Here is a 26,239-nt window from a genome sequence, read left to right as displayed (position 1 = left end):
GAAATTGCCTGAAGCTGGTAATCACAAGGAGAAGCCATGTCCAAGATCATGGACGTATTCGACGATGCAGTAATAAGAGCAAGTGGTATGAATCGCAAAGAAGAAGCCCTGAGGCGTGGCGACCTAAGCGAACAGTACGATGATGATGGCAGTGTATTGCTCAAAATCATCGCCTGGGTCATATTCGCGGCCTTTGGCTTGTATATGTTGGTGGAAGGTATTCAGACTGCTTTTCTCTCAATTTTTCATTAGTTCCCAGCAGGTGTTCCCATCGGAACCGAGCCCAACAGACCACCAGAATAACCTTGCGATAACCGGGTTGGGTTCGCCAACATGTTCAGCAGCCTTGGCTCCGTAGCCGCCCGAGCCGCACCGTAACTAGCGCCTGGGACGGCTAGTACACCCGCGAGTAGTGGCCAATTTCCTGACATCGTCGCGTAGATTCCGCTCGATAGCAAGCCACTTCCAAGAAGCGTCGAACCCGTGCCCGATGGATTGGTAAACACCCGCGAACCTGTCTTAATATTCGCAGCGACATTAGCCAAGTTATTTAGCGTGCCCATTGTTTCCGCGTCCCCGATGCGCCCGAATAAAGTTTGTTTGGCTTCGGGAGAGAGCTTGTTCCAGTTGGTTAAAAATGTCTGCGTAGAAAAAACATCACCCAAGTCGTTTTGATTTCCAGGGGTAGCCCGTCCCATTCGACTGATGACGGTCGCAGCCAAGTCTTTGCGGTTCTCCTTCGGGATAGCCGAAACAACACGCTTCAGGATCGTATCGCCCTCATTGGTGCCGGCCATGGCCGCCTGGAAGATCTTTTCAGGCGAATCCTTGCCCATGACGCTTGAGAGCCCTTCCAGGCGCCCCATCTGGCCATGCGTAAACTGATTGGCCCATTGCCAAGCTGCCGCCGCGTCTGGCCCCGCTTTGGTCGCCGCATCGCCTAAATCATTGGATAGCGCCGAGTAAAGAGCAGACCATTTGTCGCGTGGTACATCCGATGCGAAATTCGTATTGTCGATTTCGTTGCCTACTAGCGTGCGTAATTTCTTGATCGATTCGTATGGCAAGGTTGAACCAGGACTTAACGCAAGATCAGAGCCTAGCGCGCCCTCGATGCCCTGAATGCGGCCGTTTTTAAACATCTGCGATAAGGCCGGTGCGCCGTTAATGTCGGCATTTAATGCGGTCAGAGCATCTTTGGTTCTGTCTACAGTAATCGGCGTGGCTTTGGGCATAAAGCTATCCAGACTATCATAGAGATTACGCTGTAAATCCTTTACACCAGATTTAAATCCGAGCAACCCGCTAGATACCGATTCGCCTGCATTGACCGCCCCCGCGTTGCCGGACAGTCTCGCAGCAAGATCATTTACCGAATTAGAAATTTCATCGGCCTGGTCGATCGCCTTTCGTTGCATGACGCCGGCACCACCCGGAACGCGAGACAGCAAACCCTCTAACGCCTGAGCGCGTGGCATCTGTGCAGCCTGTCCAATGGTAGGCGTCGTACCTGCCTGGTTGAACGCCTGAATATTCGCCTGCATAGTTTCGGGGCTGGTCCCACGCAACAGACCCCTTACCACTGCGCCACCCGATGCACGAAGCGCGGCCGGTGAGAAACCCCCGGCAAGCCTTGCTGTCTCCTGCAATAGCGGATCAGCGCCCTTCTGCTCGGCAATATCGCCCGCGCCCGCGCCAATCCCTGCTGAAATCGTCTGCATCGTCGGTGCCGCACTCAAGATATCTGCAACGCCTTTACCAACAGCGCCCGTTAAGCCAGAACCAATCATTTCAGCCGCTTTCGCAATACCAGCCGTTGGAACCATGGCGCCAACAACCTTTTGGGCAAATTGTTCCGTAGGGCGGTTCGGCTTAGGCAAGCCGATGGCGTCCAGGGCAGGCGTAATATTCGCTTTGGGTATGTTCGTGCCCGCGTACTGATTGGGCACTCCAGTTAGGCCATTCCAGACCATCTCTGGTATTGCAGTAATACCTTGGATGGCGCCGCGTGCGGTTAGGCCAACCTGTCGAGCGACGGAATCGGTAAGGCTGTTGTCTTGCTTCGGTTGTGTTGGGTATTGATTTAAAAACTGGTTATGAGCGTCATTGATTAATTCTTTTGGTACCTGGGGAGAAACAACGTCATTGAAGTATTGTTCCTGCGCCGCAGCCTTATCCTCGGGCGACAAAGCCTTATATTCAGGTTTAGCAATAACATCCTTCCACGCGGTGGCGTTCACAGACGCGGGCCGATTTGCGCTTGACGGGAAGATCGAGCCCAGCGTGTCGGCTTGTGCAGCGGGAACCAACAGATTCGAAATCCTATCCATGATCCTTGGTTGTTTTGCAACGGTTATAGCGGCACCCGTCAGCTTGTTTACATAGTCGGGATCTTCGGCATACCCACCTTGTTTGAGCGCCGTTGCAAAGGCCGAGGCATTTCGACCCGCCATGAGAGCCGCGGGGTATTTCCTTGCAATCAGATCAGCATAATGATTACCAAAGTCCTGCGGAGAATCGAACCGGCGATAACTGTCGTTGGAGCCCGTCATATTGTCTACCGCACTTACACCGCCGCCCGACACATCCTTGATATTGCCGAGGTTGTTTGTTCCGGGGATAACAGAGTTTCCCCAGCCGGTTTCAAGACCCCATTGCCCTAACACGATACGAGGGTCTACCCCAAGACGTTGACCAACCTGCGCCGCCACGGGGCCGTACTGCGTAACGAAATCTAATGGATTAGCCATTTATCCACCCCAAAGAGTCGAAAAATTGCTTTTACCGGAACTAAACAAAGGGTTTTTATCCGCCCAAGATTGAAGACTCGTCTGAAAATCATTCCCCTGCGCGTCTCGAGCATCAAGCCGTCCATATTGGGCCTGCCATTTACGCGCCATCGTGCCGACATCCTGCTGGCGTTTAAGTACTTTGGTCTGGTAATCAATGAGCTTCTTGCGACCCTCATCGGTTTGCGCAAGGTTCGGAGTGGATGCAACTAAGAAATTTCTGTCCGCATCGGACATCGATCCCGGCATACCACTGCCTGTTCCCGTGCTTCGCAACTGCAAAGCAAGCTGATTGCCAATCGCCATAGCCGCTTCTTTGTCCGGCAACTTTGGATCGAAATCATGCCACCCAAGAGAGTTAGCCAGCTTTCCAGCCTGAACCCCAACATTTGATAAGCTGCCGCCCTGATAGCCATCCAAAAGCGAACCCAGGCGCTGGTAACTGGCAATCTGACCGGAGGCGTTTTGCGCCGCGGTTTGGACTGAGTTGTACTGTGCGGCAGCGCCTTTTGCAATAGACTGCGCATACGCGGCATCGGCGGGGCTTTGCTGCACTCCAAAACCACCGGAAGCACCATTGCCACCCAAAGAGACAGGTGGGATAGGAGAGCGGAGCCTATCGACAGCTTGGTCTTGGGGCAGCATGACCGAGCCGCCGCCCGCTGTGGGCACCGACACGACGGTGTGCCGAGCTTTTGCCGCCTCTTGTGCGTCTGTCTGACTACCTTGAATAGCGGCATTGGCCGTCGCGTAGCCCGGTACGGCTTGCGCGTTGCCATCGACCATTGTGATCCCTTTGTCAACCGCCGGGTAATACTTAACCTGGCCGGTCATTGGGTCTTTGTAGTAGCTGCCGCTCTTTTGCTCCACGCCGTCTGTAGCGTATTTATACTGGTTGAACAGGTCTGGGCCACCCAAAGCTTTGATCATCGTTACGTCATTAAGATCCAGAGGAAACGAATTTGCATGCGACGTGATGCCTGTCAATGGCAATGTGCTATTCATCGCAGGCGATGCGCCACTGGACAATAACCCCCCACCCACAGCCACGGGAGAAGCTACAGCGCTAGCGGCCGGAGTTGCACCGCCAAATCGTGACGTAAGAAAGTTCTGCAGGGCCCTGGATTTAGAAACGTTTTGCATAGCCTGTGCTGCCATTGCCTCACGGTATCTTTGCATCATGCCAAGTTGTTGCGTTTTCATCTGCGCGTCCTGAAACCCAGCAATGCCGTTACCCAAGGCAGGCGCAAAGGCGCCATAACTTCCCCTGCTGCCAGAAAGCAGCCCCGCGCCCATACCCAAAAGCCCTTGACGCAAGGCGTCGCCTTGAGGCGTTTGTGCAGACAGTGTGTCAAGTAGTCCCATTTTGTGCTCCAAATAATTGCGAGAAGTCCATGATCGTCCCTAGTTTGTTTGCCGCTCAGGCGGGTTTTGCAGCTGCATTTGTTGCTGCATCTGCAAGATTTGCTGTTGAAGCTGCTGCATCGGATCGGGCTGCGCTTGTTGTGGCTGCCCGTACTGTTGTTGGTATGGCGCAAGCTTTGAATTGACCCAGTTCTGATAGAGCTGCGCATAATTGCTCAGAGGAGCCTGGGCGGCAGGCTGCCTTGCACCAAATGAGCTGAATCCTAGATTGGAACTTATGGGGGCCTGACCGAAAGATTGGGCTTGGTAAGGGGAGTAATTTAAAAGCCCGTTCATGATGATTCCTTACAAGATGCCAGCCATTAAGGATGCTGGCACTATGCCAATGCCACTTAACCCAAGACCATCGCCTGCTAATCCCCCAAGGCTCCCAAGATTTCCAAGCAACCCTGCCGCACTCGATGCCATACCCAGGCCCGTTGCCAGCGGATTCGATTGATTCGGATTAGGCGCAGTAGCGGTGTTCGTCCCGCCCGCGCCCATAATCGAGCCAATCGCGTTTTGCATGGTCGAGAGGCTCTGATAGGGGGCTTGTTTCTGCGCCAGCCAATTCTGATAGGCCTGCGTCAATTCGTTTTGCTGTTGCTGCTGTTGCGTGGCGCCGATACCCAAGAGCGCGCTGGCGTTCGCATAGCCCGCCTGATTAAGCCCTGGAATCATCCCCGCCGCCGCCAGTCGTTGTTGAACGCCCGTTTGCGCGGCTTGGGTTTGTCGATTCAGATTGGCTTCCTGCAACTGCTGCTGATTGGTGTAATCGGCCATGCGCGCATTGTTGGAGATATTGCCCAGATCAGTCGTGAGTTGATGTTGGTTGTTCGACTGCGCGTTTTGCCACGCCGAGCCGCCAAAAGCTCCGGCCCGTGCAAAAGTGGCGTCGGTCGTCGGAGCCACCGTGTTGTTGTAGTTGCGCGTCACATCACCCGAGGCCGCATCAATCGACTGTTGAAGGTACGGGTTATTCATGCCCATCATCGGATTAGTGCCTGGCGTGTAGCCATTGCCGCTCAGTATCCTCGAAAGTGCCGATTGCGCTCCATTGACGGCCGTCTGTCCCTGATTGGCATTTTGCGTCGTCATATCAAAGCCAGCCTGCTGCGTCGGGTTAAACCCGGCTATTTGCTGGCCTGAGTAGGCTTGGTAGGGCGTCATCGCCACCGACAAGGCTTGACCCATGTACGGATCGAGAAACCCTTGTACAGCCGGGTTGGGCTCGCTCTTTGTCGTTTGCGTTATTGTGCTGGGGCTATCGTTTCCGCCGGCCATAGTTCTTTCCTTAAAACTCGATACACTTCGTTAACGTTGGGCCTGGCGATCACCAAAAACTCGCGCAGCTTGTGAGCAAGGTTGCTGTGCCGCCATAACATCCTGAAGGATCGTAATTAGCTGCCGATTCATCGAGCGGTTATTCATTTTGGCGTAATGCCGAAACCATTCATGAATATCCCGCGGCATACGAGCCATCGTTTTGACTTCCTTATCCACGCTTAACACCTCTACAAATTGCCTTTAAATTGAAGGCATATGTTTATTATATATTGCTTTCAATTTGAAGGCATTATGAAAGTGTGGCTAATTCGCCCATACAATCCGATTCATGGCTATTCAAGACGATTACATCAAAACCGCCCTGCGACTTCCGCGCGATCTGCACGCCCGTTTGCTCAAATCATCGGAGCAAACGGGCAAGTCTATGAACGCCGAGATAATCGCTCGCCTTGATGTCAGCTTGGATGGGGAAAGGGAATCACAAAAAAAGGTGATAGATAGCCTGTTAGCCAAACATAATCACCTGCAAAAAACAGTGGAAAACATACAGGCGTCCATAGAGCTTTTAACCAAACAGAGCAAACAAAAATAAATTGCATCGATTAAAACAACCAAGGTCGTTCTGACTTCTAGTACCGAATCGGTACAGGTGTACCAAAACAGCCCTAGTACCATATTGGTACGCCCTGTACCGAAATCGCCATCTACTAGTGCCGAATAGGTACATTAAACCGTGGACAATGATGCAACATTGCACTTTTGCTCGGCGGCCTACGTGAAAGTTGGATTTCCTGCCGTCTGCGCATTGTCTCAACCTTGCATGCCGGCGACATCTGTAGCGGAAATCTCAGGTTTTGTCAGGTTTTCTGTGTCACGCAACGTCACGCGGAGTCACAGAAACGCCGCCACCACATCAAAGCCTATCGAGTAGCGCGGCCTGTTCTCTCATGGCGGCGTTCAAGTCCTTGACAGCCTGGCGCAGCTCTCGCCACGCGCCCCCTTTGTACGCGTTGCGAGATGACGCAGCCTTACCTTCCGGCGTCTTGGCTCCCGTGGAGCGTGTCCAGGGTTGCCATTGCCGGATCTTCTCGGCTTGCCGCTTGCGGCGCTCGGGTGTCCAGCCGTTGCGGTATGGTGTTTGCATGGCCGTGCTCCAAAAGTTCGTTTTGCTCTATAACGTTTTCTGCTGCGGGCGTGGGGGCGGAAGCGGCATTTTGCCCAACGCCATTATTGACCTGCTGATGCCCGTTCGAAATATTGGCCTGCTTGGTAATCACCACCTGGTGCGGGTACTTCAACTCGGTCAAGGCCTGAATGGTGGCACGGCATTGCGCTTGGGCTTTGAGCCCCATCGTCATGTACGTCTGGAGTTGTTTCAACTGTTCCTGTTTGCCTGAACGTTGCATGAGATTCATAAATACCTGTTGTAAAGCATGCGCCTGCCCTACAAGCATGGCCTCCATGCTGGACATGTCACCAGCCTGTACTTTATTGATGCTGTCTCTAACCTGAAACGCCATTTCGTTAATTGGAACATCCGGAAGAATCCCCCGCGTGAAAGGTTCGGCGGCTATGGCGCTGGCATATTCAGCGATGTATAGAATATTTGCCGTTTGCCGAGCACGGGGCGTACCATCATCTTTAATGGTTATGTTTGCTTTGGGCTTTTTAGTTGCCATCATTACCTCCCGCGGTTTGGCATTCGTGTTTGATGTGAGTTTCACTGCGGCCATGGTGCAGGCATTCTCCGTCTTGCCAATACCCTGCTTAGGCGCTCTGTAATACTTGCCCGCTATCAATGCATCCATCATGCAATATCCTCTTGTTTAACTATATATGCCTGCGAAGTCACGACACGTACGTCAATGAATTGGTACGCTCGGGCCTGGAAGCTCATACGCAACAATCAAATTAAAACCGAGCTCGAACAACTCACGTGCTCGAGCTTCGTCGTAGATATCGCCAAAATGGAGTAATAACGAGTTAAAGCTCTCTACGATTAATTCCTCCCGATCATCCAATTTGCCATCCATTAACCAAACGCTAGCCACGCTGGCCCCAGCCGTCACAAACCCGGTGCGGATCGGGATGTCTTTGCCAAATGCATCCTCGCCACAAAGAATCCACAGATAAGCATTTTTCACAAGACCCTCGTAAGGACTGTTCGGCACTTCGTAGGGGCTATTCGTCATTTCGCATCCGCATTAATCGCCAATTGCCTCTGACCAGCAATAGCGGCAGGAGAAGGCTTGCCCGATGCCTCAGTCCCCTGTTCCGGGAAATCCTCGCAAAATTCGTCGGCCATTTCCGCCGTCGCCCAGGCGTAGGTCTGTTCATAGGTCAGGTCGGCGTGCCTGGAGTCTGAATATGTCGCCAGCCAGTCGGCCAGATGGTCGATACGGTCGCGCAGCAGGCACAGGCGCCGCGTCAAGGTGGCGATGGTCTTTTGGGCCTGCGGATCGCTCGTTTGAACCAGTCCGAACTTTTCCGCCATATAGCGAAGGTGGACGGGGTGGATAGTTATGCTGCCAATGTTGTCGCTGCTGTCTTGTTCTAACACGATGAGGCCGTCGCCGATGCCATCCTCTATCAGCTCGATTTTCAGGTCTGAGAAGCTGTCTTTCATATTCGGTTGTCCTTTAATGTGTGGTTTGAATTGCGTGTATAGATGGCTTATCTAGATGGTGTCCGTGTGGCGGTACAGAGGAAGCGCCTAAAACGGGCCGGATAGTACCGCCACACGGTACAGTGGGCCGACTCTCTATACCGTGTGGCGGTACTATAGGAGCCCTCTCTGTACCGTGTGGCGGGATAAGGGATGCGTTTTTAAGGGGAATGCCTTTTCGGTATGCGCCACGTTCAAACGCACCAGACGCCCCCGGGTCATAACCCTGGATCCTGTCGAGGGCTTGCCACGTCACGGCGTACCAACTGGCTTTGTTGGGCCGATGGCCTTTCACCGTCTCGAAAATGAATCCCGCCTCGATCAGTTCACGCTTTGCCTTGGTAATCATGTCGGCGCTTTTCCAGCCCCGTGTAGCCAAATACACGCGGGAGGCGAGTAGCCGCCCGTTGTTATCTCGGACGAACTGCCGGGCAAATTCCATCAGCAACGCCTTGGCTGGATGGCTTAAACGGGTGTAAGCGGGACTATCGAGCACAGCCCAGGGGATGGCCGAAAAGCCGCCCGCATCGCGCCCTGAGTCGCGCTTACTGCGTCCGTTGGCCATGCGCTTCTGCCAACGAGTACAACGCGATGCCGTGATGGCGATATCCTTCCGTATCCCAAATGCTTACCCGTTGGGTTTGGATGTCGTACCCCATCCGCCGCAGCTCCAAAACGCGGGTCGGACATTGATAGCAGCCCAAGCGGCGAAGTTCATACGAGGTATGGGGGCGCAGCGCCAGCGCTTCCAGTATCCGGGCACGCTGGCTGCCGGCGCTAGTGGAACGAGAATTGATCGTCATAGTGCACTCCCCAGGGCAGGCACTTGAAGCGTGGCTAAAGCCTGCTTAGCGCGGGCGTAACCGTCTCGATGGTCGGATGCGCCATTTATCGCCCTGGCCGCCATGAACTGCGCCGCCACCAGAAGGGATTTATGCGGTACCGGCAAATGCTGCCGTTCGCCCGGGCCGATGCCGACTGTCTTATTGATCAGCTTATTGACGTTGATATGCACCAGGCGCTCATTGCTGGAATGGGCGGCCAACTCATGAAAGCCATCATGCAGCGCCTTGTAGGTGGGCAGGTACTCGGTTTGGGTAATATCGATGCCTTGGCGGGCTTCACGGAAGGCTTTGACGAGATTCACCTTCAACTCGCGCACTCGCTTGGTATTGCGGCTGTAGCTCAAGAGCAGGTAGGCTTGATCTTCCGTCAGTAAGGCGTAGCGTTCTGGATTGCCGCCCCCTTGCTGGCGTTTACCAAGTGAGTTTTCAAATCTCAGTTGGTCGAACTCCCGAAAATCCGCAGCATAATCGCGTACCAGGTTGAATACGCTTTTATGCTGTAAGCCGAGATGCTGAGCTATTAGCCGGCTATCAACGCGAGGCTCGCTATTTCCGGCCAAGGTGATAGACTGTGAACCATTCGCGCTCAAACGAATACCGGCCCTGCTGACGATGTTGGTGGGGTTTTTCTTTTGCATGGTTATTCCCCTCCATGAGCGCGTTGCCAAGCTTGAGGGTCAGCCATCCAAATGCGAACGTCTGATAGACGCCAGCGGGTGCACCGTGACGACAAACGTATGGGCTGGGGAAATTTGCCTTCGCTGCTGAGCTTCCAAGGCCAGCTACGCGATGCGCTAAGAAGTTGCGCTACTTCTCGGTCGGTAACCAACCGATCATCGTTTTGTGTGGTTTGGTGAGGCATGTTGTACCTTCATGTGAGTGAACATGAACGTACCTTGGGCGTGAGAAAATCTTTCACAAAATAATTCACGCTGCTACCTACAAATTACCCGTGATTTATTTCGGATGCGGTTTTCTCACGAAGTCGCAAACCCATTTGTCCCATACGGGCATCGCGTCCGTATGCTCACACTGTTTAAAGGCACTGCGAGAAACAGTCGCCCACCTGTCGCGGCGAAACTTGAAGTAGACTTGCCGCAGAGCTTCCGCCGGGTCAGTCGCGAAGCCGTCGCTCTCCTTCGCTTCAAGAAACGACGCCCAAGGATCGCGCTTAGCAAGCACACCGCAAGCCCATTCCACCCCATGTAACGAGTCATCGGGTTTTACAAGGCGTTCAACCTCAACTACCAGAGCCCCCTTATTTAAGTACGTCCATTTCGATTTGCGCCCGCGCTTCTTGGGTTCCGGGTAAATCTCACGCGCTAACGCGAGCGATAATTCGTAGAACATGGCAGTGCCAGCTTTGATACCGTAGTGCTGACAAAGCAACAGCAGCTTGACTTGATCTTCCTCTGCGTATTCTTCCAGGAGGTCGCCCAGGCTTCCATCATTTCGAAGCGCCGCAGCGAGAGATAGCGGTTTGCGCTTCTCTTCGCTCTGGAAATGCAGGTTATGAATTTTTTTTGTCATAGTCGCGCTACCTTCGTCACGCCCTTCAAAATCAGGTGCCGCGCCAGCCGGGGAAGGTGCCCGGTTTTCGTTCCGTCGAGCTAGGCGCGGCGTAAGGGGTTAAGTTGTAGCTACGCCAGCAGACCAAGCGTTCGCAGCCCGGTAACCGTCTTTTATGCCCACAGGTTGGTTTTGAGGACACCGCAAAGTAGACTCGACTTCATCCATGATGTCGCGGCGATATTCAATAATGTCCTCGGCGCGTTTGAGCAACGCGAAGTGATCGAATTTCAGTTCGACGCAATCGTTTATTGCGAGCATGGCGGCTCTAACACACGCGAGCGCTTGATTCAGGGCGTCGCTGGTACCGAATACCGCAGCAAGGGAAGGGTCGATAGCCAGTTTTTCGGAAGTCATGATTATGCCTCCTCAGGAACATAGTGCCCGGTTTCGGCCATGTACTGCCTTTGCGCCGAAAGCCGATTTCTCAACTCAGAAAAAACCCTATCCCATACGTTCCGTAGGTATGCCATTGAGACACCGTGCGGATCAATCTCGACGCATAGTTCGCAATCGTCTGTAAGGTCGCTCGACATCGCAATACCCGGGTTTGTAAACTCGCCATTAAGTCGGCTTCGCTCCGTGCTTCTCCGCTTGCGCTCATCCACGCGCGCCCGCTGCAATGCGGCTGACGTGTGCCAAAACATATCCTCTTTGTTTGCGCAGAGGTCGTAATCAATCAGCAAGGCCGGTTTGATCCTGATTACTACAGCGATGGGCTCTTGCATGCCGCATTCGATGCCTATTGAGATCGCGTCGTCGACGCATGCCCCACCAATTTGCGGATATGCATTTACTGCCGCCTGTGTTTGGAGTTCGATATTCATGCCGCCATCCCATCTAGGTGATAGGTAGAAACTGCATGCTCAATAAGTCTCTTAATCTGCAAAAGAGCTCGATCCTTATGTTCAACAAAATTCTTAGCATTAAAAATGCGGATATCCAGCATGGGCTTAGAGCCGCAGCTCATGCTGACAGCAAGCCCCCTTCCCACCCCATCGGGTTTCGTAAACTGTCTCTCGTATTTTTCAGCATCATTTATAAGATCAAAGGCGACAGCGTTGTAGATATACTCGAGATCATGGTACAGGGCGTTCTCAATCTGGTAGCAAATATGACCATGATCGTAATCAATATCAATCGATAGTTTCGGCAATGCCAAAAACCGCAGGTGATCAGCAAACGCCTGTTGCAACTCAGGGACAGCAGCAGGATCAAACCGCTTGCAGACTCTAATGGCGAACTTATGGCCGAGCCAATAATTTTTCTCTTCGTGGTACGTTCCGAGTACGGGGTTTAGCCTTATCGAACCGTTGGCGTGCTGACAGTTCTCCAGCAACCATTTGCGCTCCGAATACCATGTCATGCAATGAATCTCGGACTCCATGACGGACCGCGAAACACCCAGCCAGTCAGCTAGGCGCATACTGTGTATGTTGAGCTTTTTACGCCTCGATCCCGAATTGAAAACCTCTGGGAGCGGGCGCCCCGCTATATCGCTACGCGCGACTACGGTAAGATCGGTGACAGCCATAATTGAACCTCTCGAATAGGTTGGTTGTGGTCAGGGGTGCTTGGTGCTCTAACACCTTGCGCCCCGCTTTGCCTGAAACCGTCAGGCGTCGGATTTCTTGCCAGCCTTGGGCGGCAATACATACGTGTCATGCAGGCGCTTGACCTCCAGCCCCATGCCTAGAAACTTCGGCACCCAGTCCGGTATGGGTGAATCCAGTGTCATCCAGCGGCTGGGCGTCGATTTGTTGACCCCGGCCATGCGGCAGAAGTCGGACTGCTTCCAGTCCAGTGCCTTGAGCGCAATTGAAAATTCTTCAGGGCTCATGCGTTCCCTCGGTTGGTGTTCGTGGTCTCGCGCACGGGCGAGAATGAGATTAAATAATAAACCTTATAATCCCCATATGCAAACATATCTATTAATTTAATACGCATTAATTGACATAAAACCCGTTATGAGAATTAGCCCAGTGCATAAGTTTTTTACGCATATCGGGAAACGCAGGCGCCGCAAGGCTTTGCGAAGAAGTGGGTACTTGGTCAAAAACTAGCCACTTTTATTTTTGGTCTGCATAAAGAGTTATCCACAGGCACGGCTAAGCCGTCTTGGCCGGCGCAAGCGGCACCACATTCGAGCCTGCCTTGCTATAGAGGTAATCGGCCCACCATTGCAGCATCGTGGCGCGTTCGTCCAGGCGCTTGGAATGGTCATAGGCGCGCCTGACCTGATTCTTGTCGATGTGACTGAGCTGGCGCTCGATCGCATCCGGGTTAAAGCCGTGTTCATTCAGGATGGTGCTGGCCAGGCTTCTAAAACCGTGCGTGCTTTGCTCATCCCCATAGCCAATGGCGGCCAGCGCCTTATTGATCGTGTTCTCGCTGATCGGCGTATGGCGCTTCTGCCCTTCAAACATCAATTCACGTTCGCCCGTGTGTTGCTCCAGCTCTCGCAGCAGCTCCACGGCTTGGCGGCTCAGTGGGATGATGTGCGGAATGCCCGAGGCTTTCAGGGTCTTGCTCCCCTTGCGATGGGCAGACGGAATGCGCCATAGACCCGCCTCCCAATCGATTTCTGCCCAGGTGGCTTGGCGCAGCTCATTACTTCGCATGAAGCACAGCATCACCAGTTTGGTGGCAATCCGGGTCTGAGGCAGGCCGCCGTAGGTATCGATCAGCCTCATGAACTTGCCCAGCTCCTTTTCATCCATGTGTCGATGGTGGGCTACCGGAGGCGCTGGCTTCAGAAAGTCCCGTAGGCCCGCCGCGGCGTTCGTCTGGGCTCGGCCGGAAACCACGGCATACATGAACACCTTGCCGATTTGCGCCAAGGCCTTGTAGCAGGATTCCCCCAGACCCTTGGCCTCCATCTTACGGATAACGTCCAGTACCTCCAGGGGCGGGATAGCCGCAATGGGCTTGCTGCCTATTTCGGGATAGATGTGATTGTCAAAGAAACCCATCACCCGCTGGGCATGGTCTGCGGACCAGCCCGACACCTGCGACTGATACCACTCTTGCGCAATCACCTTGAAACTGGTCTCTTGCGACTGTTGATCAGCATGTTTCTTGGCTTTCTTCAAAGCCATAGGATCCGCGCCACCTTCCAGCAAACCCTGAGCAGTCTGATGACGAGCACGCGCTTGCGTCAGACTCACCGCCGGGTACACACCATAAGCGACGGTTTTGCGCTTGCCCTGGTAGCGATAGTCCCAACGCCAATACTTGCCGGCGGCCTTCACCTCAAGATACAGGCCCGTGCCATCGCGCAGCGCGTAGGGCTTTTCTCTGGGCTTGGCCTGTTTGACTTGGATATCGGTAAGGGCCATGACGGTATTTTTCCTGACGGTACGTGAAGATACCGCCAAAAGTACCGCCTAAATACCGTCGCTGTCAATCCATTCATGCAGACACTCACAGACAACAAAAAACCCGCCATGCCAATAAGCATGCGGGTTTCGTATAGGGCTGCAGATGTCTGTATATTGATAGTTGGCGTCTCCAGCAGGAATCGAACCTGCAATCTTCCCTTCGTACCACTACGATTTTCATCGCCCTTTCGGTTTGTGGTCTGGACTCTATCTTAACCATGGCCGTAGCCGCAGGTTGCGCCTGTCGAGTCTCTACACGTTCCTGCACAGTGCAGGCTTCGCTCGGTATTGCCTCGTTTGCACAGGGGGTTCACCGATGTTAAGCGCATTCACGCTGGACCTTTCGGCGCCAGGTGCCCAAATGTTCAGGAGGGGAAAGTTATATCCATTTAACTATGGAGACAATCAGCGTTTAGGGAGTATAGCAAGGCCCGCATGCGTGCTAGCCAAAACCGCAGTTAGTGCCAAACCGCAGCGGGCGCCAGAACACTGACGCCCGCTGCAATGACCGCGCCACTATTTACTTCAGGCTGATATGCCCTTTGGCGACGACATCTTTGGCCCAATCGTATTGCTCTTTGATTTCCTTGGCGAACTCGGCCGGGGTATTGCCCGACGGTTTCGCGCCTTGCTTCTCAAGCGCATCGATTACTTTGGGGTCTTTCAGGGCCATCACGGCGGCATCGTGCAGTTTGTTGATGATTTCGACCGGGGTGCCTTTAGGTGCAAGCAAACCATACCAGGCGGGCTGGTTCAACTGAGGGTAGCCCACTTCGGCCAAAGTCGGCACGTCTTTAAGAGCGCTCAGGCGTTCAGGCCATGCGATAGCCATGGCACGCAGATGGCCTGCCAGGATTTGCGGCATCGACGAGGGCATGTTGTCGAACAGGATTTCAATCTGGCCGCCCACCGCGTCGGTAACCGCCGGGCCTGAACCTTTATAGGGCACATGCACGATATCGGTGCCGGTGGCCATCTTGAAGGCCTCGCCGAACAAGTGCAGGACGCCGCAGGTGCCCGAGCTGCCAAACGAATATTTGCCTGGGTTTTTCTTCAGGACAGCGACAAACTCCTTGAAATCCTTCGCCGGGAATTTGGGATTGACTTCGATCACGTTAGGTACGTTGGCGAAATTGGTGATAGGCAGGAAGTCGGTAAGGGGGTTGTAGGTCAGGTCATGCGGACGGCAGGCCGCGTTGACCGCCATGGTGGAAACCGTGGCGATGGATAATGTATATCCATCGGGCTTGGCTCTTGCGGCTTCGGCCGCGCCAATGGCCCCACCCGCACCGCCCCGGTTTTCCACTACCAGGGTCTGTCCCATCAGTTGGCTCATGCGCTGCGTGACGATACGCGCAACGATGTCGGTGGAGCCGCCCGGCGCAAAGGGCACGATGACCCGTATGGCATGCTCTGGGTAGGCGGCGGCCTGCGCCGCAGGCGCTGCTAAGACCGAGCCGGCGGCAAGCGCCAGCACCAAAAGCTTATTGGAAAATAAAGCCATGAAATTCCCTCCTGAAGGCCCATATAATCATTAATAATCTTTTAGGGCGCGCGGTAACGCCACGCGCCCTAAAAATCAAGTCAGGCAGGATAACATGATTGACTCCCGCCGAAACGCCGCATTTACCCCTAGAAGCTACCTTCCGGCACTATGTCCGTCATCCCACTTGTACTGCCCGATTTCCTGCTTATAGCCCTGGGCTGGGTTTTGCTTCACAAGCTGAATTTCTCACGAGAATTCTTCAATGGAGCGGAGCAACTCGTTTATTTTGTGCTGTTTCCAGCACTGCTGTTCCATTCGCTTACCCAAACACCTCTCAGTTTAGGCAACGCTTCTTTATTGTTCCAGGCAACCATGGCGGTTATGGGTTTTGGGATCGCCATGGCCTGGCTGGCTGTGCCCTTGTTCAGGCCCGACCCGCTGGCCCATGCCTCGGCCACGCAATGCGCATTTCGCTTCAACACCTTCATCGGCCTGTCGCTCGCCGGCGGCTTTGGGGGCGCGGCCGGCCAGACCATCATGGCGGTCATGGTGGGCTTTGCCGTGCCGCTCAGCAATATGGCCGCCGTGCATGCGCTGGCTCGGCAAAATGGCGGCAAGATATTCAAAGAGATCATGCGCAATCCGTTTATCATTGCCACGGTACTGGGCCTGCTGGCCAACTTTTTAAGTGTGCCCATACCCAAGCCCATTGACGCGACCCTGGGCAGGCTGGGTGCCTGCGCAATTGCCATCGGGCTGATGTGCGTGGGGGCGACGCTTTCACTTTCAGGCGGCCGCGGCGCCGAAAAATTGATGGGCTGGATGATTGCGGTACGGCTTCTTTTTACCCCGCTTGCGGCAATTTTTATCGGCTGGGCACTCCATATGCCCCCTTTGGAGCGGCAGATAGTGTTGTTATTTGGTGCTCTGCCCACGGCGTCTTCCGCCCATGTCCTGGCGGCCAGAATGGGCGGCAATGGCCGTCTGGTTGCGGTGATCATGTCTTTGGGCACGCTGTTATCGGCCATGACCATCCCGTTCTGGCTCATGATAGGCTCTTATTGAAGCTCATCCTGGCATTATGCAAAAAAAACACATCTTAAAAACAATTAATCGCTATTTGGCCGATGAAGACGCCACAATCGCGTTGGCCAAAGAACTTGCCCCCATGCTGTGCGGCACTCATCCCAAGCTCGGGGCCGGGCATACGGGAGGAAGAATTCATCTAAAAGGAGACCTTGGCGCGGGTAAAACCAGCTTTGCCCGAGCGCTGTTGCGAGCCGCCGGCATCACCGGCCGAATAAAAAGTCCTAGCTATGCGCTACTTGAAAGCTATAATCTTTCTAACTTATACTTCTATCACCTTGATTTCTATAGATTTAGAGATTCACGCGAATGGGTAGACGCCGGGTTTCGAGAGATTTTGCAAAAAGAAGCGGTTGTTTTAATTGAATGGCCTGAGCAAGCCGGGGCATTGTTGCCGCCTCCGGATCTCGAAATAAGCCTCAGTTACATGGAAAACGGACGATTAGCCTGCCTGACCGCATATAGCACCAGAGGACAATTATGGCTGACAACACTCCCCTCTCCTGCGGAGGAATGTCCCCAAAAGGACAATCCCGCCGCCGCCTTATAGCGACCGCCACAACCCTGCTTGTCTTGCCCGTTATCCCGCGCCTGGCGATGGCAGGAACCATACTGGCCGTACGCACCTGGCCCGCCGACGAATACACGCGGGTGACGCTCGAAATGGATACCGAGCTGAAAGCCGAGCATTTCACGCTTGAAAACCCGAACCGGCTGGTGGTTGACATCCAGGGCCTGTCGATGAATCACGCGATCAGCGATCTGGTTTCCAAGGTACGGCCCAACGACCCCTACATTTCATCAGTGCGAGTCGCGCAAAATCGGCCCGACGTGATCCGACTGGTATTTGATCTGAAGCAGGCCATTGCGCCGCAAGTCTTCACGCTCAAGCCCATAGGCGAGTATAAATACCGCCTGGTTCTGGATCTGTATCCCAAAGTCGCGCAAGACCCGCTGATGGCCATTATTGACAACGGCAACAATAAAGACCCGCTGGCCGACGTATTGGAGAGCCTGGCGCAGAATTCACCCGACCAGGCCCCCATCCCGTCTGTTCAGGGCCAGCAACTGCCGCCCGAGCGTGCCAAAAAGGGGACCAATACGCCCCCTCCTCCACCGCTGGCGAGCGGCCCGGAGTCGAACCGCCCAATTCTGATCGCTTTGGACCCCGGCCACGGCGGTGAGGACCCGGGAGCCACCGGGCGCGCAGGCACTCACGAAAAAAATATTGTGCTGCTCATCGCGAAACGCCTGAAAAAACTCATTGATGCGCAACCCAATATGCGCGCCTATCTGACGCGTGACAACGACTACTTTGTGCCGCTGCACGTGCGTGTGCAGAAGTCGCGCCGCGTCAAGGCGGACCTGTTCGTCTCCATACATGCCGATGCCTGGATCAAGCCCAGCGCACGCGGCTCGTCGGTGTTTGCCTTGTCGCAGCACGGCGCATCGAGCAGCGCGGCGCGCTGGATGGCGCAACGCGAAAACGATGCCGATCTGATCGGCGGGGTCAACCTGGGTTCTCACAACAAGCAGGTTGCGCAAGTGCTGCTCGACTTATCGACGGGTGCGCAAATCAACGATGCCATACGAGCGGGCGATCATGTGTTGAATCAATTGAAGCAAATCAACACCTTGCATAGCAAACAGGTCGAACGCGCCGGGTTTGCCGTACTTAAAGCCCCAGATATTCCATCCATACTGGTCGAGACGGCGTTCATCAGCAACCCCGAAGAAGAGCGCATGCTGCGCAGCCCTGCCCACCAGGATCGCATCGCCCAAGCCATCCTCGGCGGCATTAACAACTACTTTGCGTCCAACCCGCCATTGGCCCGGCGCGCCTGATTTCCAACGCCGCCGGTTCTGGAGGGCACCGCGGCCCAAACGAGTCTTCTGCTTTGCAGGAGGCTCGTTTCAATTTTCGCCGCACAGGCGGCGGATCGCATAGAATTGTGCCTCTGCGGCATCATTTATAGGCATTGCGGATCCTATCGCACCTGCGCTCCGAGTGCCTTGTTACCTGGATACCGGATGGACAATTCCAATCTTTATTTTCGTACCTTCCTGCTGTTGCTGGCGACGGTTACCGCTGCATTCATCTGGGTCTTGCTGCCTTATTACGCCGCCATCTTCTGGGGCGTGATCCTGGCCATCGTCTTTACGCCAATGCACAAACGGCTGCTGGCCAGGCTGCCCAAGCGCCCCAACCTCGCGGCCCTCTTTACGGTAACGATCATCGTGCTGATCGTGATCATTCCGCTGATCCTGGTCAGCGGCCTGCTTGTGCAGGAGGGCGCGGCCATCTACAAACAAGTCAGCTCCGGGCAACTGAATCTGGGCGCCAATTTCGAACAGATCATCAACGCGCTGCCGACATCGGTGCACGATACGCTCGATCGCCTGGGGGTAGGCGACATTCTCAGCCTGCGCGACAAACTGTCCGCCGGCGCGATGGCGGGCAGCAAGTTCCTGGCGTCACAGGCCGTCAGCTTTGGCCAACACACTTTCGAGTTCATGCTGGGCTTAGGGATTATGCTTTACCTGCTGTTTTTCCTGCTGCGCGACGGCTCCGACTTGGCCCGCAAAAGCAAGCAATTAATACCGCTTAGCGAAGACCATCAGCAACATTTATTTCGCAAATTCGCCACGGTCGTACGAGCGACTGTCAAAGGCAATATTGTGGTGGCCGCCACGCAAGGCGCACTGGGCGGCCTGATCTTTTGGTTTCTGGGCATACAGGGCGCTCTATTCTGGGGTGTGCTGATGGCCTTCCTGTCCCTGCTACCCGCTATCGGCGCGGCCCTGATCTGGGTGCCGGTCGCCATTTATTTCCTGGTGACAGGCGCCATCTGGCAGGGAGTCGTCCTGACCCTTTTCTGCGTCGTGGTCATCGGCTTGGTCGATAACGCGCTACGGCCGATGCTGGTGGGCAAGGACACCAAAATGCCCGATTACGTCATACTGATCTCAACGCTGGGCGGCATGGCGACATTCGGACTAAATGGTTTTGTCATCGGCCCGCTCTTTGCTGCGCTGTTCATTTCCTGCTGGGACCTGTTTCCCGCTGCGATCCGATTGAACCAGGAGGAATAGGCCCCAAAACGCCGGCGGCTGATGCGCTGTTTCGCTAATTCGATTAGCCAAACACACACTAGGCCTTTCTTTTAAACAGCTTCCATAATGCGCCCAAGACCACCGGCACGATTGCGGCACCCACGCCTATCAGTACGATGGTGTTCAGGTGCTCTTTGATGATGGGGACGTTGCCAAAAAAATAGCCTAGCGTCACCAGGCCGGCCACCCAAAGCACCGCACCCGAAACGTTGAACAACTGAAAACGCAGGAAATTCATGCTGCCCACGCCGGCTACAAAGGGGGCAAACGTCCGGAAAACCGGCAGGAAACGCGACAGAACGATGGTTTTTCCTCCGTGCCGCTCATAAAAAGCGTGCGTCTTGATGAGTGCATTGTGATCCAGAAACTTGAAATCACTGGAAAAGACGCGCGGGCCGATATAACGCCCTATTGCGTAGTTCACGGTATTGCCCAACACGGCGGCTGCGATCAATAAAACGGTCAGCAACACCGGATCCATCAGGCCCGAGGCACCAAAGGCGCCACCGATGAACAGCAAGGAGTCGCCCGGCAAGAACGGAAAAACGACCAGACCGGTCTCGCTGAAGATAATCAAGAATAAAACCAGGTAAATCCAGGCGCCGTATAGGGCGACCCACGTCCCAAGAAATTGATCAATATGAAAAATCATGTTTAAAAAATCAGGCATATCGGCACGACCACATAAAAGAGATATCGCAATATAGCTTACTCGCGCCCACAGCTTGCGCGACTTTTGCATTCATGGGGCTAAAATTGCCTGGAGCGAGCCGCGCCGACTCGCTCACTCCATGCACGCCCCCGCCCATACGGAAGCCCTCGATGCTCGAACACCGCGCCATTGCGACCCTCCCAGACCTGTTGATCAGCCAGATTGCCGCGGGCGAAGTCATTGAGCGCCCGGCATCGGTGTTAAAAGAAATTCTCGAAAACTCGATCGATGCCGGAGCTCAATCCATCGACATACGCCTTGAAGGCGGCGGTATACGCCGGGTGGCCGTCACCGACGATGGTCAAGGCATCGAGCACACCGAGCTTGACCTGGCGCTTACCCGCCATGCAACCAGCAAAATCCAGACCCTGGCGGAACTCGAGTCGGTAGCCTCACTGGGTTTTCGCGGCGAGGCGCTGGCATCGATTGCGGCCGTGGCACAGCTGACGCTAACCTCGCGCAGGCCTGACGCCGATCACGCCTGGCAGCTGTCCCGCGGCGCACACACCCCCACCCCCGCTTCGGGCCCGCAGGGCACAACGGTCGACATACGTCAATTATTCGATGAGGTGCCTGCCCGCCGCAAATTTCTGCGCTCCGAGGCCACCGAATATGGCCACTGCGTCGATGCGCTCGAGCGCATTGCCTTGGCTCACCCTCAGGTAAGCTTCCGGCTATTCCACAACGACAAGGCGCAGCGCCACTGGCGCGCGACGAGCATGCCCCAGCGCATACGCGATGTGCTGGGCGCCGATTTTTCTGAACAGGCTCTGGATGTCGATGTGGAACAAGGGCTGATCGCCTTGCGCGGCATGATTACGCGCGCCACCTATGCACGCGCACGCGCCGACCAGCAATACCTGTACGTCAACGGGCGCTACGTGAAAGACCGCACCGTTTCGCACGCCGTGCGCCAGGCCTACAGCGACGTGTTGCACGGCGATCGCCAGCCGGCCTATGTCTTGTTCCTGGCCGTGGACCCCTCCACCGTGGACGTCAACGTGCATCCGGCCAAGCAGGAAGTGCGATTCCGCGAAAGCGGCGCAATACACCGCTATGTGACTCAGACACTCGCTCAAACGCTGGCGCAAATGGGCGGACAAAGCGTTGCGGGTCCGGCCACTGATATGGCCGAATCGCCGCAATCAGGCGGCGCCGGGGCCGATGACGAATCAGGCAGAATTTCGGCCGGTGCTCCAGGCTTCACGCATAGCCCGGATGCCAGGCGCACTTACATACCGCCGACCAGGCAAGCCAGCATGCCTTTGCGCGACTCAGCCGGGACAGGGGCCGACTGGCAGACGCTGTACCGTCCGCTTGCCGACATGGCGGCCGGCCCGGCAACCGCAAGCCTCGATGCCCGGTCTGCCGCCGGGCCGGAGGAATTTCCGTTAGGCATGGCGCTAGGCCAACTGCATGGCATCTATATCCTGGCCCAGAACCGCCACGGACTCGTGCTGGTGGACATGCACGCCGCACACGAGCGCGTCGTCTACGAACAATTGAAGAACGCCATGGATGCTCGTGAGCTGCCCCGGCAAGACCTGCTGGTGCCGGTCGTGTTCAACGTGACGGAAAAGGAAATTGGCCTGGCCGAAGAATATGAAACGACTCTGACCGGGCTTGGGTTGGTGATTCGACCCGCCGGCCCTACTTCCCTGGCGGTGCGGGCCGTTCCAGCCCTGCTCGCCAGCGGCGATATCGAATCGCTGGCACGCAATGTTTTGCGCGATCTTGCCAGTGTGGGCAGTTCGCCGCGCCTGACCGAGCAACGCAACGAACTGCTCTCGACCATGGCGTGCCACGGCTCGGTGCGCGCCAATCGGCGCCTGTCGATCGAAGAGATGAATGCGCTGCTGCGCAAAATGGAACGCACCGAACGCGCCGACCAGTGCAACCACGGGCGGCCGACCTGGGTCCAGTGGCAACTGGGCGAGCTCGACAAGCTTTTCATGCGCGGCCAGTGAAAACGGCCATCGTATGCCTGGCGGGCCCCACCGCAGCCGGCAAAAGCGCGGCCACCCTGGCGCTCGCGGCCCGCTGGCCGATCGAGGTGATCAACGTCGATTCGGCCACGATTTATCGCGGCATGGATATCGGCACAGCCAAACCTTCTGCCTCCGAGCGGCAGCAGGTGCCGCAGCACCTGCTGGATATACGCGATCCGGCCGAAAGCTATTCGGCGGCCGAATTCAGCCAAGACGCACGGCAGCTGATTGCCACAATCTTGCAGCGCGGCCGGATCCCGTTGCTTTGCGGCGGCACCATGCTGTATTACAAAGCCCTGCGCGAAGGTTTGAATGAATTGCCCCCGGCCGATTCCGCTATTCGCGCCGCCATCGACGCCGAGGCACAGCAATCGGGATGGCCCGCACAACATCGGAAGCTGGCCGAATTCGACCCCGCAACCGCGCAGCGGCTGGCCCCCAACGACAGCCAACGCATTCAGCGCGCCATCGAAGTCTACCGGATCACCGGCCAGCCCATGTCGACATTGCTGGCTGCGGAACGCACCCAGGCTGACAGCGATTACGACTACGTCACCGTCAGCCTGGAACCCTCGGACCGGCTCGCCCTGCATGCCCGTATCGCGCAGCGCTACGGACAAATGCTCGAACGCGGCTTACTCGCCGAAGTGAAAACGCTGCATGACCGCGGCGATCTGCATACGGGGCTGCCTTCGATGCGCTGCGTGGGATACCGACAGATCTGGGACTATCTGGACGGCAAAACGGACCTGGACGACGCCATAACGCAAGCCATCGCCGCAACCCGGCAACTGGCTAAACGCCAGCTTACGTGGCTGCGCGCCCAACCGCAGCGGCAAGTCATCGACTGTCTGGCGCCCGACGCCGCAAAGCAAGTGCTGGACGCGGTTTCACGCATCTGGGCGCTCTAGGGCATTTTCGGCTGAAGTGTTTACGGAACTGAACGCGTTTCGTGTCGCTGTTTTTTTTGAGCCGTTTGGGGGGGAATTCTATTGAGACGCCGCAGGGCAAGGGGTGCGGGGGCGGCGGGCAACGTGATAGAGGCAGGCTGCGGGCCAGTGAGTTCCGGGCATACCACGACGCGAGCCGTCTAGGGAGGCTGGGCGGGGCCGGCGTAAGGCGTGCTCCGGATGCTGACGTAGGGAAGGCGGGGGCTGTCGGCGGGCCATGTTTGAGCGCAGCCGCGACAGCGGCGTAGCGAGTTTGGCCCGACGCCCGCCTGGACGAGGCAGATCCGGATCAAGCACGCCGTGCCGGCCCCGCCCAGCCTCCCTAGACGGCGTCTTCAAATATCCAAACGTCTAGCCAAATACCAAAACATCCCGTGCTGGATACCGGTTGACCAAAAATGCTCTATCTAGTGTGCTATTTGATTAGCCAAACAGCACACTAAATCACCACCGTTTGCGCCGCGCCCGCCGCCTGTTCAATGATTTCACCCAGACGATAGACCTGCTCTCCCAGTGCGGCCAGGCTTGCCGCTACCGCATCGGCCCGCGCGGCCGGCACGACAATGACCATGCCAATCCCGCAGTTGAATACGCGGTGCATTTCGGTGTCGGCGACGCCGCCCTTTTTCTGCAGCCAGGAAAACAGCTCGGGCATGTTCCAGGCGTCGCGATGCAGTTGCGCCGCAAGGCCGGGCTGCAAAATGCGCGGCACATTATCCAGCAAGCCACCGCCCGTAATGTGCGCCAGCCCCTTGATGGCTGCGCCATGCTCGTTCAAAGCCGCCAGCAGGGATTTAACGTAAATGCGGGTGGGTTCCATGACCACATCGCCCAACGGCCGGCCGCCCAGATCCTGGTCAGGTTTGGCATTGGCATGGCTGAGAATTTTGCGAAGCAATGAAAACCCGTTGGAGTGCGCGCCGCTGGAAGCCAGGCCCAGCACTGCATCGCCCACAACGATAGACTTGCCGTCGATGATGCGCGATTTTTCTACCGCCCCCACCGCAAAGCCCGCCAGGTCGTATTCGCCATCCGGGTACATGCCCGGCATTTCGGCGGTCTCGCCGCCAATCAGGGCGCAGCCGGCCTGCTCGCAACCGTTGGCAATGCCTCCCACGACGCTGGCCGCGGTATCGACCGATAACTTGCCGCACGCAAAGTAATCCAGGAAGAACAAGGGTTCGGCGCCCTGCACCAGAATATCGTTCACGCTCATGGCGACCAGATCGATCCCCACGGTATTGTGACGATTCCACTCGAAAGCCAACCGCAGCTTCGTCCCTACCCCGTCGGTGCCCGAGACCAGCACCGGTTCTTTAAGACGCTTGGGCACCTCGAATAGAGCCCCAAACCCGCCAATGCCGGCCATTACCCCCGCGCGCATGGTTTTAGCCGCCAGGGGCTTGATTCGATCCACCAGCGCATCGCCCGCATCGATGTCGACCCCTGCGTCGCGGTAAGTCAATGAGCCTGATTGTTTGTTTATCATGAGGAATGCCGTGGGATGTGCAAAAATTGCATATTAGATTAAAACCGAAAGCCAATTTTACGATATGACCCGGCAATTGCTGCTCGATCTGCTGCCCGCCCCCCAGGCCACGCTGGATAATTTCGTGGCCGGCGCCAATGGCGCAGCCATGGATGCCCTGGGAAATCTGCCCCCGGGCCGCGCCATTTACCTATGGGGCGCCCCCGGCACAGGGCGCACCCATCTGCTCAAAGCACTCAGCGCAGAACCCGATTCTCTGTATTTCCAGGCGGCAGACGCCGCCGATACGTTAAAATCAGTCGCGATGGCAGAGACGATCACATTCAAGCTGATCGCGTTAGACGATGTCGGGCTATTCAATAAAGCGGCGCAAGCCGCTCTATTCGCCCTATACAACCGCTGGCGCGAAATGGCGACAACCGGGCAGGCGTTTGCCATGCTGCTTGCCGGCGACAGGGCGCCGCTGGCCATGTCGCTGCGTGAAGATCTGCGCACCCGCCTGGGGTGGGACTTGGTGTTCCGTCTCGAGCCTCTATCCGATCCGGACCGCATCGCCGCCCTGAACAAGCGTGCCCACGAACGCGGCCTGGCCCTATCGCCCGATATCATCAAGTGGCTGCTGGGTCATTACGCCCGCGACATGGGCAGGCTTGGCGCGCTGCTCGACGCGCTGGACCGCTACTCGCTTGAGACGCATCGCGCCATCACGCTACCGTTGCTGCGCGACCTGCTGGCGCTTGACGCCACGACCGAATCAAACCACTTATGACTCACCCCAAACGTCTTGCCTTATTTGATCTTGACCACACGCTGCTTCCTCTGGATAGCGATTTTCAATGGGCGGATTTTCTCGCCCGCACGGGCCGCGCGGGGGACCCCCTGGAAGCGCAGCGCCGCAATGAAGATTTGATGCAACGCTACAACGCCGGTACCCTCACGGCCGAAGAAGCGGGCGAATTCATGCTCGGGCTGCTCACGCGCGTCAACGGCGCCGAGTTGGCGCAATGGCACGAGCACTACATGTGCGAAGTCATACGGCCCAATATCCTGCCCGTGGCGCAAGACCTCGTGCAGCAACACCTGGTGCAGGGCGATTTGTGCGCCCTCGTCACCGCCACCAATCACTTCGTCACCGCTCCCATTGCCCGGGCATTCGGCATTCCGCATTTGATTGCCACCAATGCCGAATACCAGAACGGGTATTACACTGGACGCATCAGCGGCACGCCCAGCTTTCGGGAAGGCAAGCTTATTCGCGTCAAAACGTGGCTGGCCGACTTGGGACACACACTGGGCGACTTCGAGCAATCCTGGTTTTACAGCGACTCTCCCAACGACATTCCCCTGCTCGATGCGGTCACCCACCCCATCGCCACCAACCCCAGTCCCGCCTTGCGGCGTGTCGCGCAAGAACGCGGCTGGCAGGTTCTTGAGCTTTTTGCTCACATGCAAGACAAAAAATCCTAAACTACAGC

Annotated in this window: 30 protein-coding genes; 10 read left to right on the top strand and 20 right to left on the bottom strand. The window is 56.1% G+C overall.

Annotated features, from left to right (window positions below; all coding sequences use genetic code 11):
* The first annotated feature begins 36 nt into the window (after positions 1 to 36).
* Complete coding sequence (locus EDC26_RS05140; protein ID WP_132580215.1) at positions 37 to 252, top strand: hypothetical protein; 216 nt, start codon at positions 37 to 39, stop codon at positions 250 to 252.
* On the opposite strand, the gene EDC26_RS05135 is transcribed toward EDC26_RS05140, so the two are convergent.
* The 5 genes from EDC26_RS05135 to EDC26_RS05110 are packed head-to-tail and all read right to left on the bottom strand — an operon-like array spanning position 249 to position 5,696.
* Positions 249 to 2,750: a glycoside hydrolase family 73 protein gene (locus tag EDC26_RS05135; protein WP_132580214.1), complete on the bottom strand. Its 2,502-nt coding sequence runs from the start codon at positions 2,748 to 2,750 to the stop codon at positions 249 to 251. The genes EDC26_RS05140 and EDC26_RS05135 overlap by 4 nt on opposite strands.
* Positions 2,751 to 4,154 (bottom strand): hypothetical protein, encoded by a 1,404-nt coding sequence (locus EDC26_RS05130; RefSeq protein WP_132580213.1) that lies wholly within the window; start codon positions 4,152 to 4,154, stop codon positions 2,751 to 2,753. It abuts the gene before it with no gap.
* A 39-nt stretch (positions 4,155 to 4,193) separates the two neighbouring features.
* Positions 4,194 to 4,490, bottom strand: coding sequence for a hypothetical protein (locus tag EDC26_RS05125; RefSeq protein WP_132580212.1), 297 nt, complete (start codon positions 4,488 to 4,490; stop codon positions 4,194 to 4,196).
* 9 nt (positions 4,491 to 4,499) lie between these two features.
* Positions 4,500 to 5,477 (bottom strand): hypothetical protein, encoded by a 978-nt coding sequence (locus EDC26_RS20080; RefSeq protein WP_165930915.1) that lies wholly within the window; start codon positions 5,475 to 5,477, stop codon positions 4,500 to 4,502.
* A gap of 30 nt (positions 5,478 to 5,507) precedes the next feature.
* A complete protein-coding gene (locus tag EDC26_RS05110; RefSeq protein WP_132580210.1) occupies positions 5,508 to 5,696 on the bottom strand; it encodes an Arc family DNA-binding protein in 189 nt (62 codons plus the stop codon).
* 112 nt (positions 5,697 to 5,808) lie between these two features.
* On the opposite strand from EDC26_RS05110, the gene EDC26_RS05105 reads away from it, so the two are divergent.
* The gene (locus tag EDC26_RS05105) at positions 5,809 to 6,072 is read left to right on the top strand and encodes an Arc family DNA-binding protein (RefSeq protein ID WP_132580209.1); all 264 of its coding nucleotides are present in this window, start codon (positions 5,809 to 5,811) and stop codon (positions 6,070 to 6,072) included.
* Between the two features lie 436 nt (positions 6,073 to 6,508).
* Here the strand turns inward: EDC26_RS05105 and EDC26_RS20075 are convergent, their stop codons facing one another.
* From EDC26_RS20075 to EDC26_RS05035, 13 genes are all read right to left on the bottom strand, one after another.
* Entirely contained in the window at positions 6,509 to 7,291 is a 783-nt protein-coding gene (locus EDC26_RS20075; protein ID WP_165930914.1) for a hypothetical protein, read from the bottom strand.
* 51 nt (positions 7,292 to 7,342) lie between these two features.
* Positions 7,343 to 7,672 (bottom strand): hypothetical protein, encoded by a 330-nt coding sequence (locus EDC26_RS05095; protein WP_132580207.1) that lies wholly within the window; start codon positions 7,670 to 7,672, stop codon positions 7,343 to 7,345.
* Positions 7,669 to 8,106 carry a hypothetical protein gene (locus EDC26_RS05090; RefSeq protein WP_132580206.1) on the bottom strand — a complete coding sequence of 146 codons (438 nt, stop codon included), beginning with the start codon at positions 8,104 to 8,106 and terminating at the stop codon, positions 7,669 to 7,671. Before EDC26_RS05090 ends, EDC26_RS05095 begins: the two co-directional genes overlap by 4 nt.
* A 584-nt stretch (positions 8,107 to 8,690) precedes the next feature.
* The gene (locus tag EDC26_RS05080; protein ID WP_132580204.1) at positions 8,691 to 8,948 is read right to left on the bottom strand and encodes a helix-turn-helix domain-containing protein; all 258 of its coding nucleotides are present in this window, start codon (positions 8,946 to 8,948) and stop codon (positions 8,691 to 8,693) included.
* On the bottom strand, positions 8,945 to 9,628 hold the full coding sequence (locus EDC26_RS05075) for a Rha family transcriptional regulator (RefSeq protein ID WP_132580203.1): 684 nt from the start codon (positions 9,626 to 9,628) through the stop codon (positions 8,945 to 8,947). The genes EDC26_RS05080 and EDC26_RS05075 overlap by 4 nt, the downstream gene beginning before the upstream one ends.
* Positions 9,629 to 9,630: 2 nt before the next feature.
* Positions 9,631 to 9,852: a helix-turn-helix transcriptional regulator gene (locus EDC26_RS20545; RefSeq protein WP_132580202.1), complete on the bottom strand. Its 222-nt coding sequence runs from the start codon at positions 9,850 to 9,852 to the stop codon at positions 9,631 to 9,633.
* A gap of 95 nt (positions 9,853 to 9,947) precedes the next feature.
* Positions 9,948 to 10,520, bottom strand: a complete 573-nt coding sequence (locus tag EDC26_RS05065; protein WP_132580201.1) for a hypothetical protein — start codon at positions 10,518 to 10,520, stop codon at positions 9,948 to 9,950.
* Between the two features lie 99 nt (positions 10,521 to 10,619).
* A complete protein-coding gene (locus EDC26_RS05060; RefSeq protein ID WP_132580200.1) occupies positions 10,620 to 10,916 on the bottom strand; it encodes a hypothetical protein in 297 nt (98 codons plus the stop codon).
* A 2-nt stretch (positions 10,917 to 10,918) separates the two neighbouring features.
* Complete coding sequence (locus EDC26_RS05055) at positions 10,919 to 11,386, bottom strand: hypothetical protein (RefSeq protein ID WP_132580199.1); 468 nt, start codon at positions 11,384 to 11,386, stop codon at positions 10,919 to 10,921.
* Positions 11,383 to 12,093 (bottom strand): hypothetical protein, encoded by a 711-nt coding sequence (locus tag EDC26_RS05050; protein ID WP_132580198.1) that lies wholly within the window; start codon positions 12,091 to 12,093, stop codon positions 11,383 to 11,385. The genes EDC26_RS05055 and EDC26_RS05050 overlap by 4 nt, the downstream gene beginning before the upstream one ends.
* An 81-nt stretch (positions 12,094 to 12,174) precedes the next feature.
* Complete coding sequence (locus tag EDC26_RS05045) at positions 12,175 to 12,399, bottom strand: hypothetical protein (protein ID WP_132580197.1); 225 nt, start codon at positions 12,397 to 12,399, stop codon at positions 12,175 to 12,177.
* Positions 12,400 to 12,667: 268 nt separating this feature from the next.
* The gene (locus EDC26_RS05040; protein WP_132580196.1) at positions 12,668 to 13,897 is read right to left on the bottom strand and encodes a tyrosine-type recombinase/integrase; all 1,230 of its coding nucleotides are present in this window, start codon (positions 13,895 to 13,897) and stop codon (positions 12,668 to 12,670) included.
* 562 nt (positions 13,898 to 14,459) lie between these two features.
* Positions 14,460 to 15,443: a tripartite tricarboxylate transporter substrate binding protein BugE gene (locus tag EDC26_RS05035; protein WP_132580195.1), complete on the bottom strand. Its 984-nt coding sequence runs from the start codon at positions 15,441 to 15,443 to the stop codon at positions 14,460 to 14,462.
* A gap of 150 nt (positions 15,444 to 15,593) precedes the next feature.
* On the opposite strand from EDC26_RS05035, the gene EDC26_RS05030 reads away from it, so the two are divergent.
* From EDC26_RS05030 to EDC26_RS05015, 4 genes are all read left to right on the top strand, one after another.
* On the top strand, positions 15,594 to 16,490 hold the full coding sequence (locus EDC26_RS05030; protein WP_132580194.1) for an AEC family transporter: 897 nt from the start codon (positions 15,594 to 15,596) through the stop codon (positions 16,488 to 16,490).
* A gap of 16 nt (positions 16,491 to 16,506) precedes the next feature.
* A complete protein-coding gene (gene tsaE / locus EDC26_RS05025; RefSeq protein WP_132580193.1) occupies positions 16,507 to 17,061 on the top strand; it encodes a tRNA (adenosine(37)-N6)-threonylcarbamoyltransferase complex ATPase subunit type 1 TsaE in 555 nt (184 codons plus the stop codon).
* Positions 17,025 to 18,356, top strand: a complete 1,332-nt coding sequence (locus EDC26_RS05020) for an N-acetylmuramoyl-L-alanine amidase (protein ID WP_243700790.1) — start codon at positions 17,025 to 17,027, stop codon at positions 18,354 to 18,356. The genes tsaE and EDC26_RS05020 overlap by 37 nt, the downstream gene beginning before the upstream one ends.
* Positions 18,357 to 18,542: 186 nt before the next feature.
* On the top strand, positions 18,543 to 19,604 hold the full coding sequence (locus EDC26_RS05015) for an AI-2E family transporter (protein WP_132580191.1): 1,062 nt from the start codon (positions 18,543 to 18,545) through the stop codon (positions 19,602 to 19,604).
* A gap of 58 nt (positions 19,605 to 19,662) precedes the next feature.
* On the opposite strand, the gene EDC26_RS05010 is transcribed toward EDC26_RS05015, so the two are convergent.
* On the bottom strand, positions 19,663 to 20,295 hold the full coding sequence (locus EDC26_RS05010; RefSeq protein WP_132580190.1) for a VTT domain-containing protein: 633 nt from the start codon (positions 20,293 to 20,295) through the stop codon (positions 19,663 to 19,665).
* Between the two features lie 152 nt (positions 20,296 to 20,447).
* Between EDC26_RS05010 and mutL the strand changes: the two genes are divergently transcribed.
* The gene (gene mutL, locus EDC26_RS05005; RefSeq protein WP_132580189.1) at positions 20,448 to 22,304 is read left to right on the top strand and encodes a DNA mismatch repair endonuclease MutL; all 1,857 of its coding nucleotides are present in this window, start codon (positions 20,448 to 20,450) and stop codon (positions 22,302 to 22,304) included.
* On the top strand, positions 22,301 to 23,236 hold the full coding sequence (miaA, locus tag EDC26_RS05000; protein WP_132580188.1) for a tRNA (adenosine(37)-N6)-dimethylallyltransferase MiaA: 936 nt from the start codon (positions 22,301 to 22,303) through the stop codon (positions 23,234 to 23,236). Before mutL ends, miaA begins: the two co-directional genes overlap by 4 nt.
* Before the next feature lie 478 nt (positions 23,237 to 23,714).
* Here miaA and purM read toward each other — a convergent pair whose 3' ends face one another.
* Positions 23,715 to 24,764 (bottom strand): phosphoribosylformylglycinamidine cyclo-ligase, encoded by a 1,050-nt coding sequence (purM, locus tag EDC26_RS04995; RefSeq protein WP_132580187.1) that lies wholly within the window; start codon positions 24,762 to 24,764, stop codon positions 23,715 to 23,717.
* A gap of 64 nt (positions 24,765 to 24,828) precedes the next feature.
* Between purM and hda the strand changes: the two genes are divergently transcribed.
* Together hda and EDC26_RS04985 are read left to right on the top strand one after the other, a co-directional pair.
* Complete coding sequence (gene hda / locus EDC26_RS04990) at positions 24,829 to 25,533, top strand: DnaA regulatory inactivator Hda (protein WP_132580186.1); 705 nt, start codon at positions 24,829 to 24,831, stop codon at positions 25,531 to 25,533.
* Entirely contained in the window at positions 25,530 to 26,231 is a 702-nt protein-coding gene (locus EDC26_RS04985) for an HAD family hydrolase (protein ID WP_132580185.1), read from the top strand. Before hda ends, EDC26_RS04985 begins: the two co-directional genes overlap by 4 nt.
* Positions 26,232 to 26,239 lie beyond the last annotated feature (8 nt).

The sequence above is a fragment of the Paralcaligenes ureilyticus genome (assembly GCF_004346225.1).
Classification (GTDB): Bacteria; Pseudomonadota; Gammaproteobacteria; order Burkholderiales; family Burkholderiaceae_B; genus Paralcaligenes; species Paralcaligenes ureilyticus.
Note: the sequence above shows the minus strand (reverse complement) of the source record. Positions and strands in the feature narration are given on the sequence as shown.